The organism is Brevibacillus borstelensis, assembly GCF_037834415.1.
In the GTDB taxonomy this organism is placed as follows: domain Bacteria; phylum Bacillota; class Bacilli; order Brevibacillales; family Brevibacillaceae; genus Brevibacillus; species Brevibacillus borstelensis_A.
On record NZ_JAUMSJ010000005.1, the window covers coordinates 114920 to 128062 of the forward strand.

The following is a 13143-nucleotide window of genomic DNA, read 5'->3' on the forward strand; positions in this document are numbered from 1 at the left end:
TGCATGCCCAGTCGAGCTAGGCGCTCTTTATTATACCATAAATAAGATGGCACACTCTATCAGCAATGCGAAAGCTCTTAATTTCTTGTTGATAGACCACAAAAAAACGCCTCCTTGTTGTAAAGGACGGCGCTTTTTTGTGCCAGGCAAAAGATCTGTGTCATCCCCGGTTTCCCATGATGATGAGATCGCTGTTGCTTTCTTCGGCAAAGCGCAACAGGACAGGGGCTGCTGATCACAGCCTTCCTTTTGCGTTTACTAGTATTCATTCTATCCTATCGCAACTGTTTATCCGCATCTGCTCAGTCAATATCATCCAAGGAAGCAATTGGAACGCTTGCTGTTTCTTCCAGATAGGCTTTCCAGGGGGGGGGGGGTTTTTACGGATAGCCTCTCCGGGCGCAAGCTCCGCTCCCATTTCCAAGGCTGCTTCCTCCGCTGCTTTTTGCCATGCGGTAGTTTGTTCCCGTAGCACTGTAATAGAGAATGGTCACTTTTGCTCCGCTTATCGTTTATCTCCTCCGGAATGCTCCAAAAACCCAAGCGCTTCTTGCAATGGAATCGGATTGAAATATTCACGCCAAAAGCTGACATATCCGTCGGTAACCTGGAACAAACTGATGTAGGACTGCCGGTATTGATAGCCGTTTTGGGCAACGACTCCGAGAGCGTCCATTTCGGCAAAAAACAGCCCAGGTTCACCGCCTGAATAAATCCGTACATTGTAAATCGCCCATGTAATGTAAATCCCGTGATTCTTGCCAATAAACTGTTCCAGCATGTCGGTAAATGCCGCTTTCCCCTCGACCCGAGCTGGTGCCCCCGGCAATGCAAACGGTGTTTCATAGACAAAGTCGTCTGCCAATAATGCGGCCATAAGTGAAATATCCCGGGTTGCTTCTCCCTCGAGTAATTTCGCAACAATATCTTTTCCATTCGTTCCGAATACATCGTTCTGAACGACCGCACCACATTGTACAATATCGGCCATGATCATCCACTCCTTTTTCAAAATCTATGGCAAGTGTAACTTGACGAGAATGGAGAAGGATTGGACAAAATGAGCTGATACTTGTCAAAAATGCGCAGGCTGAATGGAAAAGAAAACGCCGACGACCATGTACTTCGTGTCGCGTCAGCGTTTGGAGTATTGCATCGGTGTCTCCCCGGTCATTCGTTTAAACTTCTTCGTAAAATGCGCTTGATCGGCAAACCCCAGTCGATGGGCGATCTCTTTTAGGCTCATGCTGCCACAGTGAATCAGCATTTTTGCACGTTCGACACGCAGTCGCAACAGGTATTGGTGCGGGGGCAATCCCGTTTGCTGTTTCCATTGACGCACGAGATGAGAAATGCTCGCGTTTGCAACTGCTGCCAAATCCTCCAACGACAAGTCCTGCTCAAGGTGAGCGTGCATGAATTCAACAACATGTGAGAGTTGCGAATTTGTCAGCTTGCCGGACCCGATGGTCTCTAGTGAGCTTGTCGTGTGCTGATTCAGCAATGGATGGCGAGCAGATTGGCCAATGAATCGCGATAGAGCTTCCCGCTTGCTCCGCCACTCTGCAATTCTGCCAGCATCCATTCGCCGAGCTGCAGCAGCTTCCTGTCTCGCACAAGAAAAGTACTCGTCAATCTCAGATTGGCACGATTGGCGGCCCCTGGTTCCTCCGCAACTTTATCCAAAAAGTCCGGAGCAATTTCCAGTTTCAAAAAACTGATCGGCTGTTTCCACTGGCAAAACATGTTCTCATGCGGGGGCAATTTGTATGTCTCCCTCTCTAGCCATAACGCCCTGATGCTCTGCATGCCGAAAAATTCGCAAATCGACTGGCTGGGATGAGGTGTGGATGACAACCAGATGCATCGCAGAAAGTGCAGCATCAAAAGCGACTGATCGCCGAAATTCATATAGTTAATTTCACCATATCATATTGACAAGGTAATTTTCACCCTGTAAAATAAAGCCAAGATGATGCAGAAAGGAGGAAGCGGAATTGAACTTCTCATCCGTTTCAAAGCCGGTCTATCGTTCACCGGATGGTCTGCCTACCGATATATGCATATTTACAATCACATCAGAACCGAGAAAAGATACAAAGAACAAGTCGCTTCCGGAGCGAAAGCTGAAAATCCTGCTCATTCAACGCGACCCGAGCAGCGATCGGTTCCCTGGCTACTGGGCTTTTCCCGGCGGCTTTTCCACAGAACACGAGACGCTCGATGCCTGTGCGGAGCGGGAGCTCAGAGAAGAAACCCACATCCTGAACGAAAATGTTCATATTGAACAGCTGAAAGCCTACTATACACCCGGAAGAGACCCCGGAGGCTGGATACCCACCGTTGCCTACTACGCTCTGGTGAATGAGAAAAGCCTTTCCGGTTTGAAGGCGGATGACGATGCGGTAGATGCTCGGTTGTTTACAGTGGAAGAAGCCTTGTCGATGAAGCTTGCCTTTGACCATAACCGGATTTTGGAGGATGCTCTCAAGCGAATCCAGGAAAAAATGCTGCAAACCAACATCGCCAAGGAATTCCTGCCGGAAGAATTCACGTTATCCGAGCTGCTTCAGGTCATCGAAACCGTCGTGCCGACATATACAGTGGATAGATCAAACTTCGAGAAAAAATTGGTGGGCACAAAGACGAGAAAGGGAATCATTGAAGTAGCCCGGGACTCGCAAGACCGGATCAAATACTCCAATGAATACTCGCAAAACAAGGCGAAGCTGTACCGCTTCACCGACTACGTTCCCTTTTTGACGATTTACTAGCGCATCTTTTTTTAAGGTTTGATAAGGTGATTTTGACAATATCAAAAATACTTTTTGGAGGTCCTATCATGAGCAAAAAAGCGTTGATTGTTATCGACTATACGAATGATTTCGTCGCCGCGGACGGGGCCCTGACTTGCGGAGAGCCCGGACAAAACATCGAGAAGCGAATTTGCGAGCTGACAAATGAGTTTCTGCAAAATGGCGATTACGTCGTCATGGCCGTAGATGCCCACAAGGAAAACGATCCCTACCATCCGGAAGCCGCCCTCTACCCCCCGCACAATATCATGGGCACGAAAGGGCGTCATCTTTATGGGGCTCTGCACGGGCTCTATCTGGAAAATGAAGCGGCGATCTACTGGATGGACAAAACCCGATACAGCTCCTTCGAAGGGACGGATCTGGCCCTCCAGCTTCAGGCGAGAGGCATTCGCGAAATCCACCTGGTCGGCGTCTGCACGGACATTTGCGTTCTCCACACCGCCGTATCCGCCTGGTACCTGGGTTTTGAGGTCATCATTCACGAGGATGCAGTGGCGAGCTTCAATCCTGCCGGCCATGAGTGGGCATTGGGGCACTTCAAACACCAGATGGGCATGAAGGTCGTATCGCAAGCATAACCCAGGGAGTCTCCACTCCCTTCTCTTACACTCTCCCTTTGCGAGGAGCAGAAAGGATTGGGAATCGATGAAAAAGACCATTTTTGACGCAATCGATCCGAAGGTATATCGTTTTGTTCATATCTGCAATTCCTGCAAGCAGCCAAATTTTCGCAACTCGGATCAGGTGAACCCTTGCTTCTCATGCGGCCAGACAGAAGACTTCGAGATTCTGCCCTTCTTCGATCCTTCCAGGGACTACGGCCTCGACGTGGACGAATACGCGATCAACATGATGTACGCCCTCTACAAGCAGGGCTTGCACCGAACGCCTGTCGTTTTCGACGACTTTTATCGCAAAGCTCCCTTTGTAAAACCCGTTGGCGACCATACGGGAGAACTTGGCGGGTACGTTGCCTTTTGCGGACTGCACCAGCTGATCGACATTGTGGAAAACCTCTACTTCAATGAAAGCGACATCGAATACCTTCGCGAGAAAAACCTGTATGACGAAGAATTTCTAAATGAACTGCGCACGCTGCGATTCACCGGCCAGCTGTACGCCATGGAAGAAGGCCAGATCGTCTTTCCGAACACGCCGTATATCCGCATCATCGCCCCGATCATGGAATGCGTCTGGATCGAGGCCCAGCTCTTGAATACCGTAAACAGCGAATCGCTTCTGATGACCAAGGCCTCCCGGATTATGACTGCGGCCGAAGGACAAACGGTTATCGAAATGGGCAAAAGAAGAGCCCAAGGACGGGATGCCTCCATACAAGGAGCACGTGCTGCCTATATAGCCGGATTCGATTTTTCCTCCAACATGAAGGCGGGAAAAAAATACGGCGTCCCGACAACCGGAACCCATGCACACCTGTTCGTGCAATTTTTCCCGAACGAACTGGAAGCTTTCCTCGCTTTCGCCGAGGTGTTTCCGGCGAAAAGCATATTGCTGGTCGATACCTTCGATGTGCTCGGATCGGGAATACCAAACGCGATCCGGGTCGGCAAAATTATGGAAGAACGCGGCCACAAGCTGACTGGCATTCGCCTCGACAGCGGGGACCTGGCCTTCTTTTCCAAACGGGCGCGGAAAATGCTCGATAACGCCGGCCTGCACGATGTCAAGATTGCCGCATCCAGCGATCTCGACGAGCACACGATCACTTCGCTCAAGTACCAAGGAGCCAAAATCGACATCTGGGGCATCGGCACCAAGTACATTACGGCCTATGACAGCCCGGCGCTCGGCGGCGTTCACAAAATAGTCGCTCGCAAAACCGAAACGGAATGGATGGCGTTGATCAAAATCTCCGAAAATATCGACAAAATCCTTAATCCGGGTATTAAGAAGGTCTATCGTCTCTACGATCAGGACGGGATGGCAAAAGGCGACTACATTTGCCTGGAACATGAAAATATCGAGCATGTCAAAGAGATTGTGCTGAAGCATCCGACCAACCCGTTAAAGAGCAAGCGCGTAGTCAACTTTCAGGCTGTCCCGCTGCTTGTCCCGATCTTTGAACAAGGAAAACGGGTTTACACAACTCCGACGCTCGAACAATCCCGCCGTTTCCATCTGGCCCAGAAGAATACGTTTTGGGAAGAGTATTTGCGTCTCGACAACCCGGAGGTGTACCCTGTATCGTTGTCTGACCAATTGAAAGCGTTGAAAGAAAAGCTGATTCACGAAAAAAGGCAATTTGCGCTTACGGAATAAGGGAGGAACCGAAGGATGAAACGAATCGGTATATACGGCAGCAGCTTTGACCCCATTACGTATTCTCACATGTTTACGGCAGCAGCGGTAGCGAGCCGCAAGCGCCTCGATAAGGTGTTCTTTACCCCCTGCTCCTCCAAGCGCAGAGACAAGATTCTGCAAACGAACGACCGGCATCGCGTAAAAATGCTTGAGCTTGCTTTGGAAACCTGCAAAAACAAAACCAACCGATTCGGAGAGCCATTGTTCGAAATCTCTTTGGTCGAGTTGAACGCGCTGCCGGGCGAGACGTATACGTACGATACAATGGAGTACTTTCGCAAGCAGTTTCCGGAGGATGAGATTTTCTTTATCATGGGAGCCGACCTGCTCGAAGGGCTGTCCCGGTGGGGGAACGCCGAAAAATTGGTCAAAAACCACAAGTTCATTGTGATGGCGCGGGAAGGCTATCATATGGATGACTTGATCGCCAAGGACCCGCTGCTCAGAAACAACGACGAAAATTTCCTCACGATGTCAAAAGGCATCAGCATGGGCATCAGCTCCAGCTATATCCGCGGGGAAATACGCAATGGCGGGGACCCCAGCTTCCTGCTTCCCGATCAAGTGCTGGACTACATTTATAAAAATGAGCTGTACACGAAAGAGGTTGGTCGCTGATGAATACCAACATGACGAAGCAAGAGAAGATCATCGAGAGCTTGCATGTCCGGGCAAGCATTGATGTGGCGGAAGAACTGCGCTTCCGGGTGGATTTTCTCAAAAATTATCTCCTGAACACGGGTGCGAACGGGTATGTATTGGGGATCAGCGGCGGGGTCGATTCCACGCTGACCGGCTATATGGCCCGGATCGCTTGCGATGAAGCAGCCCAAGAAACCGGTAAGGAATTCCGTTTTTTTGCGGTTCGCCTCCCCTACGGCAAACAGCTGGATGAGGATGTTGCGCAAGAAGCCGTAAAGCTCATCCGTCCACATAATATGATTACGGTAAACATAAAAGCCGCTGTAGACGCATCCGTTGAGCAATTCCAGCTGGCGACCGGCGCCGCTCTCTCCGATTTTCACAAGGGGAATACAAAAGCGCGTGAACGCATGAAGGTCCAATACGATATTGCCGCTCATTTCGGTCTTCTCGTCCTGGGAACGGATCAGGCACCGGAAGCCGCTACGGGCTTTTTCACGAAATTCGGAGACGGCGCGGCTGATGTCGCCCCAATCACCGGACTGACGAAAGGACAGGTGCGCCAAATCCTTCAACAACTCGGAGCAACGGAAGAGCTGTACAAGAAGACCCCTACTGCCGATCTGGAAGACAACAGGCCGCAGCTTCCTGATGAGGAGGCCCTTGGATTCTCTTACGACGATCTCGATAAATATTTGACGAATCAAGCTGTTTCGAGCGAAGTAAGAGACAAGATTGAACGGCAATATGACGCAACCAGGCACAAACGCCACTTGCCTGTTACACCTTTTGACAGCTGGTGGAAATGAGAAAGCAGCCTCCCATAGGCCAGCCGAAGAATTGCCAAGTCCGCAATCGATAAGAAATGCTGGAATAGGCGATATGACGGTTGATACGATTGTCGTTGGAAGAAACTCTTATTCCTCGTTGGCGCAGCATTGGCAGCAGGCGGAGCATTCGTCCGATTCGTTGGAGCGGGCTATCGCCAAACGCATGAATGATATTCCGAAAGTCATGATTTCCCGATCCGATATGGAACCGAACCCGTGATTGTTCCTTTTTGAACCAAGACCCTTAGCCTCACCCGTCTCATCGCTTCGGTATCTTGCTCGTCAGCTAATGGCCTTTACTCGGTCTGGAGCTTTCCTTTCATCGGACGGCATCGCTGAGGAAGCAGGTGATCGAAGCGTTCGCCTACATACAGCAAAAGGCTTGGCAGCTTGCACCAAGCCTTTTTCCGTTGCCATTTCCCATGCTCCTAATGCTTCTGGTTTTTTGTCTGGTTCCACTGCTTGATTTGTTCAATGATTCCCCGAATCTGGTCACGCGCTTCGAAGTGTTCCGGCTCGCTTGCCCAATGCTGAACCAGAGGCGGCATCGCTTTTGACATATGTGTATAGAGGCACCAGATCTTGACCATTTCCACTCGTTCTGGAGTGGCTTCTCCCGTCAGCAGTTCCGTGAACTTGTAGAGGAGCTCCTCAAGCTCTGGAACGAGCGGCGTTTGTTTATCCTCCATGTGGGTACCCTCGCTTTCAGCTTCTTCGATTCCTTTCACACTCTATTTTACGAAATATCGCTTCCTGCGAAAAGGCTGATCAAGACGGACTGACCCAAAGCTGTTCCTCATACAATGCCGTACGGATAGGCATGCTGTTCAAAATGGGGCAAAACCACTCTGGCTTACCAAAACCTGATCTTCGGGAAAAACGCGTTTCAATCGATCATAGACGATTCGATATGCCGCAGGATCGTACCATTCTTCCAGACCAAGCACTTTGTACAAAGCGTGGATTCGCAATCGTTCTGTACGCCTCCCGCCGCTTCCGTCTCCCATAAAGTAATCATCGACACAGACGCGGCTGACTAACGACTTTAACGTTTCGGGGAAATCTTCGCTGCTCGGAAGGACCGGCGCAATGGTCGCCTGTGTGGGCACACCGGCATTGGCTAAATCCTGCAGCGCTTTTAACCTGGCTTTGATCGGCGGAGCGTTTGGTGTAAAGTGCTTGCGTATTTCCTCCAGGTCTGTTTCAACCGTCATGCTTACCCGGACTTTATCCTTTAGCTGCAAGAACAGATCGACATCTCTTGCAACGAGTGGGCTGCGGGTTTGCACGAAAAGAAAATCGGGCGGGTCCTCTGTCATGACCTCCAGCAAGGATCTCGTCACCTTTTCGCGATACTCGACAGGCTGGTACGGATCAGTGCTCGACGACATGAAAATCGTTACCTTGCCTCTCGCCTTTGCTCTTCGAAGCTCCTTGCTCAACATCGCGGCAGCGTCCTTTTTGATGTCAACCCAGGTTCCCCATTCTGCGCCGCGGAATGTCGAGACCGGCATCTGGCGCACATAGCAGTACGAGCATCCAAAAGCGCAGCCTGTATATGGATTGAGGGAATGACTGTAATCGGAAAGAAAACCTGTCCCTTTGTTTAAAAGCGACTTGGGATACTTGTAGAATAGCTCGTTTTTCATAAAGACTCTCCTCTATTCCGGATACACCTCCCCCTTATCATACACGACAACGCAAGATTACTTGGCATCGTGGAAAATCATTCCGAGACTATACCTCGTTCCCGAGGTTATCGTGCTGACGCCGTGGCGAAGCGTCGTCTTGCAGTAACCGCGCGCTCCCAGGACCGGTCGATGATTCGTCGGGAAAATAAGCCCTGCCCCCTGTTCCAATGCAATCACATGGCCTCTGCTTTGCGCTCTTGGCCGCTGCTCGACCAACAGGAATTCTCCTCCTGTGTAATCCAGCTCTTTTTGATTTAAGGCGAACACGACCTGAAACGGAAAGAACACGTCCCCGTACAAATCCTGATGCAGACAGTTGTAGCCGCCGGCTTCGTATTTGAGGATCAGCGGCGTGGGACGTACTTGCCCGTGTTGATGGCAGTAGTCAAGAAACTCGGGCAGGGTGCCCGGATACGTAATGTTTTGGCCAAGCTGCTGGCACCAGCGATTTGCTGTTTTCGCCAGTTCGGGATAAAATCCGTGGCGAAGTGTTTGCAGCAAATCCGGAAGCGGCGCCCGATAATACTTGTACTCACCGATCCCAAAGCGGAATCTGGCCATATTGATCGTACTTCGGAAATGGGCGTCTACTTCATATGTTTCCATGATTTCATCGCATTGTTCCTTTGTTAGAATGCCGGGCACCACAGCATACCCCTGCTCGTCCAGCGTCTGTTGCAGCTTGGTCCAATCGAGGGCGGAAATGCGCCGGTTTAGGCGATCAGGCATTTGCCGCACTCCCCTCGGCATTTTCCAGCTGGAGCAGCTTCGTCTTCACATCAAATCCGCCCCGGTAACCGGTGAGCGACCCGTTTTTTCCGATTACCCGATGGCACGGAACAGTGATTAACACCGGGTTTGCCCCTATAGCTGCTCCGACCGCCCGGACCGCAGCCGGTTTCTCGATTTGCTGAGCAATGGCCGAATAGGTGCTCGTTTGTCCGTAGGGTATCTGGCAGAGGACATTCCACACAGCGAGCTGAAACGGCGTCCCATAAAGATCAAACGGAATGGAAAAGCGTTTTCGGGTTCCTTGAAGATACTCCACCAGCTCGATGGCATACGGTTGTACTTTTTCATCGCCCTGAACCAGCGAGCTGGCGGGGAAACGCTTTTCTGTCCAATCGCGCAATTCTTCCCATGGTTTGTTCGGTGTTCCCACATAGCAAAGCCCCTTTGCAGTGGCGGCCAAGTATATCCTCCAGTTTTCGTGATCCAGCATGGTCCAGTAAATCGTCGGGCTCGTGTTTCCTTTCATCGTGAAATTCCCCCTTGGTCGATACCTGTTTGACGTCGTTGCCGATACTCAGTAGGTGTCTGTCCGGTTGCTTTCCTGAACAGCGTCACAAAATAGGAGGTGCTGGACATACCTACAGCAAATGCAATATCTGTAACCGTTTTATCCGTTTCAGCCAGCAGCTTCTTCGCCTTGTCCATTCGCAGCTGCTGAACGTAATCGCCTGGCGTAATCCCTTTGATCCGCTTGAAAGTGCGGTGCAAATGATACGGGCTGCCGTGGCACATTTCCGCCAATGTTTCCAGCGTCATTTGTTCACTGAAGTGATTGTCGATGACATTCGTGATTTGAGCTACCCACTCGCTGTCCGGCAAACGCTGTCCCGTCGGCTTGCATCGCTTGCATGGGCGAAAATTGGCTTTGAGCGCTTGCTGCGCATTTTGAAAGATGCGGACATTCTGTTTATTCGGAGGTCTGGACTTGCATGACGGCCTGCAAAAAATGCTGGTCGTCTTGACGGCGTAAAAAAACTGGTTATCGTAAGACGCATCATTGTGGATAATGGCCTGCCATTTCTCGTCCGTTAACAGTTGCTGGCTCGAATCTATTATCCCATCATGTGACATTGTGTCAGAAGGTTCCGCCATTCCCTGCCTGATAACGTTTGTCATTTGAATCACCTCCACCATCAGTATACCCTTGCTCATGGTCATCTGTACGCAATTTACGAATGGAAGAGCAAGATATTGAAATGGTTCCGATATACTGCTTTGAACGAACGTTTGAAGTGCACAACGAAAAAACGCTCTTTCCCATGAGGAAAAAGCGTTTGCGATGAAATGCGTTATGCGGTTATTGCAGTTTGAACCCTTCTTCCAGCAAATAGCGGTTCGCTTCTTTATACGACTCAAAGGCTTCTTCCAGATTTGCGCCTGCGTAAACGTTCCATAGTTCATCCTCTTGTACGAGCAGCAATGTTTGGCCATTTGGCCCCACCCAGGTTTCACGCGTCTGCTCCGCGGCTGACTCTTTATCTGCTTTTGGCTCCGGCTTGCACGACAGATAGTCGATTGATGCCCTGATAATAGCCCGAAGTTCATCCGCAGAATAATCGCGAATGTTAACCATTCCTTTTGGGTCTGTCGCCTTTTTCGGCAGATGTCCGGCATATACGAAGCCATTGCCGTTTGGATGGAGGTTTTGCACGACTATTTTCTTGTCATGAAGGCTCTGCTCATAATGAAAATTGAAACGGCCAAGCGAGACTTTTTTCTTATGTAATTCCGGGAACGATTCGATAATCGCGAGTTTTTCTTCAAAGGTAAGCATGAATTCCTCCGTGATTCTAATGTCTTTCCATATTGCTCGATTATAGCACAAGCGGCTGCAGGATAGCCAATCGGGAATAACGCCATACCGTCCGGGGATAATACTCTCGGGAGGCGAATCTATGAAAGCTGTTACGTACCAAGGCATCAAGGATGTGAAAGTGAAAGAAGTTCACGACCCGAAGATTGAAAAACCGGACGACATCATCGTCAGGCTGACCACGACTGCGATCTGCGGCTCAGACTTGCATTTGATTCACGGCATGGTTCCCAACATGCCCGAAGACTTTATCATCGGCCACGAACCGATGGGAGTCGTGGTGGAAACAGGGCCGGACGTTGCCAAAGTAAAAAAGGGCGACCGTGTGATCATCCCGTTTAACATCAGCTGCGGGGAATGCTTCTATTGCAAAAACCAATTGGAAAGCCAATGCGACAACTCCAACCCGCACGGCGAAACCGGAGCTTTTTTTGGCTATTCCGAAACTTCCGGCGGGTATGCGGGCGGGCAGGCCGAACTGTTGCGTGTTCCCTACGCCAATTTCGTCCCCTTTCGCATTCCCGATGACTGCGAGATTGAGGATGAAAAACTGGTATTGCTTTCCGATGCCATGTCAACGGCTTACTGGAGCGTAGACAATGCAGGCGTGAAAAAAGGAGATACGGTCATCGTCCTCGGCTGCGGGCCTGTCGGTCTGCTTACGCAAAAATTTGCCTGGCTGAAAGGTGCAAAAAGGGTGATCGCCGTTGACTATATCGATTATCGATTGGAGCATGCCAAACGAACCAACCACGTGGAAATTGTCAACTTCGAGGCGGAGGAAAACATCGGAAACCACTTGAAGGAGGTTACCCAGGGCGGGGCGGATGTCGTGATCGACTGTGTTGGCATGGACGGAAAAATGACGCCTCTGGAATTGATTGCGACAGGCCTCAAGCTCCAAGGCGGTGCAATGGGCGCCATCGTCATCGCTACCCAGGCAGTCCGAAAAGGCGGCACCATCCAAATTACGGGCGTGTACGGGATGAGATACAACGCCTTCCCTCTCGGCGACATTTTTCAAAGGAACGTGAATATCAGAACCGGACAGGCGCCTGTCATCCATTACATGCCGCATCTGTACAATTTGATAGCGGAAGGAAAGGTCGATCCCGGAGACATTGTGACGCACGTTCTGCCATTGGATAGGGCAGAGCACGGATATGAAATCTTTGATACGAAGTCGGATGGTTGCATCAAAGTCGTATTGAAACCGTAAGCGGATTACCGTAACCTCCTTTGCTCAGCGGTTTGGCTCGTCGTATTCGAAGGAGAGATTTCGTGCCGCAGGTGAAGCTGCCGGACGGCTTCTTCGTACGTATCCGGCAGCATCTCTTCTCTCCGGTTGACGATCATCCTCCGAATCGTGTATAAACTGTTGATGTTCTTATCCCCTGCTGTCTTGCATAACCCGCGCGAGGAAATGATTCATCAGCAGCGGCAGGGAAATCAGGATGGGCGGATCGTCAAGCCGCGGCGCGTGGAGCATCACCTGCTGATGCGGGACTGTGGTGTGGGGTCCGACAATGATCGGCTTCTTTGATCGAGTGCGCAGCGTTGTTTGCGGAAGCAGAAAATCCATCGCCTGCATCCCCCAGGACACCGATGTGGCCATTAGGTAGTATACGCCCGGCTTGACGTTGGTAAAGCAAAAATCTCCCAAAGATGAAAGCAGTGTTCCATACAGGGGAAGTCCTTCGGGAATCGGCTTGGCGAAGAGGCCGATCAGGACGACTCCTTCAAATGGAATCTCCGCCTCGACTGTCCCCGCCACGGTAAAATACTGCTGTGAGGCCGGATGCCACGAAGGCCAGTCGTTCAGCTGCTGCAGAGAACGGAAGTGGTCGTCTGCTTGAACGGTCGAGTTCCGAAAGTCGGACGGAGTCACCCCTACCCGCTCGGTAAACCGGGTCGTGAAGGTCCCCAGGCTCTGCTGCCCAATCTCCAGAGCGATATCGCGTACGCTTAGATTTGTGCGCAGCAGCAAATCCTTTGCCTTTTGGAGCCGGTGGGAGGAAACATAGTATAAGGGAGAAAGGCCGACTCTTTCTTTAAAAATACGGGAGAAATGGTACGGGCTGTACCCTGCATATTGCGCCAGTTTGGACAGCGGGAGCGGGTCGTAAATATTTTCGTGAATATATGCGATCACGCCGTCAATTTCGGGATACCGGTCCGTCACCTGAGCCACACTTCCTTTCTGCCCTCTATATATGTACAAGGATTATAAGAGA

General features: G+C 50.7%; 17 protein-coding genes. 7 read left to right on the top strand and 10 right to left on the bottom strand.

The features are described from left to right. Positions 1-505: 505 nt before the first annotated feature. The 3 genes from Q3F21_RS07085 to Q3F21_RS07095 form a co-directional block, all read right to left on the bottom strand. Positions 506-991, bottom strand: a complete 486-nt coding sequence (locus tag Q3F21_RS07085) for a nuclear transport factor 2 family protein (protein WP_340250798.1) — start codon at positions 989-991, stop codon at positions 506-508. A gap of 144 nt (positions 992-1135) precedes the next feature. Beyond that, positions 1136-1417 carry a helix-turn-helix domain-containing protein gene (locus Q3F21_RS07090; protein WP_340250799.1) on the bottom strand — a complete coding sequence of 94 codons (282 nt, stop codon included), beginning with the start codon at positions 1415-1417 and terminating at the stop codon, positions 1136-1138. Positions 1418-1497: 80 nt separating this feature from the next. Next, complete coding sequence (locus Q3F21_RS07095; RefSeq protein WP_340250800.1) at positions 1498-1911, bottom strand: hypothetical protein; 414 nt, start codon at positions 1909-1911, stop codon at positions 1498-1500. Between the two features lie 86 nt (positions 1912-1997). On the opposite strand from Q3F21_RS07095, the gene Q3F21_RS07100 reads away from it, so the two are divergent. The 6 genes from Q3F21_RS07100 (at position 1998) to Q3F21_RS07125 (ending at position 6833) form a co-directional block, all read left to right on the top strand. Then, the gene (locus Q3F21_RS07100) at positions 1998-2774 is read left to right on the top strand and encodes an NUDIX hydrolase (RefSeq protein WP_340250801.1); all 777 of its coding nucleotides are present in this window, start codon (positions 1998-2000) and stop codon (positions 2772-2774) included. A gap of 68 nt (positions 2775-2842) precedes the next feature. Beyond that, a complete protein-coding gene (locus tag Q3F21_RS07105; protein WP_340250802.1) occupies positions 2843-3397 on the top strand; it encodes a cysteine hydrolase family protein in 555 nt (184 codons plus the stop codon). 67 nt (positions 3398-3464) lie between these two features. Further along, a complete protein-coding gene (locus Q3F21_RS07110) occupies positions 3465-5099 on the top strand; it encodes a nicotinate phosphoribosyltransferase (RefSeq protein WP_340250803.1) in 1635 nt (544 codons plus the stop codon). 15 nt (positions 5100-5114) lie between these two features. Beyond that, complete coding sequence (gene nadD / locus Q3F21_RS07115; RefSeq protein ID WP_340250804.1) at positions 5115-5759, top strand: nicotinate (nicotinamide) nucleotide adenylyltransferase; 645 nt, start codon at positions 5115-5117, stop codon at positions 5757-5759. Next, a complete protein-coding gene (gene nadE / locus Q3F21_RS07120) occupies positions 5759-6592 on the top strand; it encodes an ammonia-dependent NAD(+) synthetase (RefSeq protein ID WP_340250805.1) in 834 nt (277 codons plus the stop codon). Before nadD ends, nadE begins: the two co-directional genes overlap by 1 nt. 73 nt (positions 6593-6665) lie before the next feature. Continuing rightward, positions 6666-6833: a hypothetical protein gene (locus Q3F21_RS07125; RefSeq protein WP_340250807.1), complete on the top strand. Its 168-nt coding sequence runs from the start codon at positions 6666-6668 to the stop codon at positions 6831-6833. Between the two features lie 208 nt (positions 6834-7041). Here the strand turns inward: Q3F21_RS07125 and Q3F21_RS07130 are convergent, their stop codons facing one another. From Q3F21_RS07130 to Q3F21_RS07155, 6 genes are all read right to left on the bottom strand, one after another. Next, on the bottom strand, positions 7042-7302 hold the full coding sequence (locus Q3F21_RS07130) for a DUF2573 family protein (RefSeq protein WP_340250808.1): 261 nt from the start codon (positions 7300-7302) through the stop codon (positions 7042-7044). A 138-nt stretch (positions 7303-7440) separates the two neighbouring features. Beyond that, a complete protein-coding gene (locus tag Q3F21_RS07135; RefSeq protein ID WP_340250810.1) occupies positions 7441-8262 on the bottom strand; it encodes an SPL family radical SAM protein in 822 nt (273 codons plus the stop codon). A gap of 57 nt (positions 8263-8319) precedes the next feature. Next, positions 8320-9033 carry a 2OG-Fe(II) oxygenase gene (locus Q3F21_RS07140; protein WP_340250811.1) on the bottom strand — a complete coding sequence of 238 codons (714 nt, stop codon included), beginning with the start codon at positions 9031-9033 and terminating at the stop codon, positions 8320-8322. Further along, positions 9026-9562 (bottom strand): methylated-DNA--[protein]-cysteine S-methyltransferase, encoded by a 537-nt coding sequence (locus tag Q3F21_RS07145; protein WP_340250812.1) that lies wholly within the window; start codon positions 9560-9562, stop codon positions 9026-9028. The genes Q3F21_RS07140 and Q3F21_RS07145 overlap by 8 nt, the downstream gene beginning before the upstream one ends. Continuing rightward, positions 9559-10188, bottom strand: coding sequence for a bifunctional transcriptional activator/DNA repair enzyme AdaA (locus tag Q3F21_RS07150; RefSeq protein ID WP_340250993.1), 630 nt, complete (start codon positions 10186-10188; stop codon positions 9559-9561). Before Q3F21_RS07150 ends, Q3F21_RS07145 begins: the two co-directional genes overlap by 4 nt. Positions 10189-10393: 205 nt before the next feature. Next, a complete protein-coding gene (locus Q3F21_RS07155; protein WP_340250813.1) occupies positions 10394-10870 on the bottom strand; it encodes a hypothetical protein in 477 nt (158 codons plus the stop codon). Between the two features lie 121 nt (positions 10871-10991). On the opposite strand from Q3F21_RS07155, the gene Q3F21_RS07160 reads away from it, so the two are divergent. Then, positions 10992-12128 carry a zinc-dependent alcohol dehydrogenase gene (locus Q3F21_RS07160; RefSeq protein WP_340250815.1) on the top strand — a complete coding sequence of 379 codons (1137 nt, stop codon included), beginning with the start codon at positions 10992-10994 and terminating at the stop codon, positions 12126-12128. A gap of 168 nt (positions 12129-12296) precedes the next feature. Here Q3F21_RS07160 and Q3F21_RS07165 read toward each other — a convergent pair whose 3' ends face one another. Further along, positions 12297-13091 carry a helix-turn-helix transcriptional regulator gene (locus Q3F21_RS07165; protein WP_340250816.1) on the bottom strand — a complete coding sequence of 265 codons (795 nt, stop codon included), beginning with the start codon at positions 13089-13091 and terminating at the stop codon, positions 12297-12299. Between the last annotated feature and the right edge of the window lie 52 nt (positions 13092-13143).

Bases quoted from the DNA above. Each gene is read 5' to 3' on its own strand.
- nadE (WP_340250805.1), top strand. From the start codon at position 5,759: ATGAATACCAACATGACGAAGCAAGAGAAGATCATCGAGAGCTTGCAT.
- Q3F21_RS07085 (WP_340250798.1), bottom strand. From the start codon at position 991: ATGGCCGATATTGTACAATGTGGTGCGGTCGTTCAGAACGATGTATTC.
- nadD (WP_340250804.1), top strand. From the start codon at position 5,115: ATGAAACGAATCGGTATATACGGCAGCAGCTTTGACCCCATTACGTAT.
- Q3F21_RS07135 (WP_340250810.1), bottom strand. From the start codon at position 8,262: ATGAAAAACGAGCTATTCTACAAGTATCCCAAGTCGCTTTTAAACAAA.
- Q3F21_RS07105 (WP_340250802.1), top strand. From the start codon at position 2,843: ATGAGCAAAAAAGCGTTGATTGTTATCGACTATACGAATGATTTCGTC.
- Q3F21_RS07090 (WP_340250799.1), bottom strand. From the start codon at position 1,417: ATGCACGCTCACCTTGAGCAGGACTTGTCGTTGGAGGATTTGGCAGCA.
- Q3F21_RS07160 (WP_340250815.1), top strand. From the start codon at position 10,992: ATGAAAGCTGTTACGTACCAAGGCATCAAGGATGTGAAAGTGAAAGAA.
- Q3F21_RS07095 (WP_340250800.1), bottom strand. From the start codon at position 1,911: ATGAATTTCGGCGATCAGTCGCTTTTGATGCTGCACTTTCTGCGATGC.
- Q3F21_RS07150 (WP_340250993.1), bottom strand. From the start codon at position 10,188: ATGGCGGAACCTTCTGACACAATGTCACATGATGGGATAATAGATTCG.
- Q3F21_RS07145 (WP_340250812.1), bottom strand. From the start codon at position 9,562: ATGAAAGGAAACACGAGCCCGACGATTTACTGGACCATGCTGGATCAC.
- Q3F21_RS07130 (WP_340250808.1), bottom strand. From the start codon at position 7,302: ATGGAGGATAAACAAACGCCGCTCGTTCCAGAGCTTGAGGAGCTCCTC.
- Q3F21_RS07140 (WP_340250811.1), bottom strand. From the start codon at position 9,033: ATGCCTGATCGCCTAAACCGGCGCATTTCCGCCCTCGATTGGACCAAG.
- Q3F21_RS07155 (WP_340250813.1), bottom strand. From the start codon at position 10,870: ATGCTTACCTTTGAAGAAAAACTCGCGATTATCGAATCGTTCCCGGAA.
- Q3F21_RS07110 (WP_340250803.1), top strand. From the start codon at position 3,465: ATGAAAAAGACCATTTTTGACGCAATCGATCCGAAGGTATATCGTTTT.
- Q3F21_RS07125 (WP_340250807.1), top strand. From the start codon at position 6,666: ATGACGGTTGATACGATTGTCGTTGGAAGAAACTCTTATTCCTCGTTG.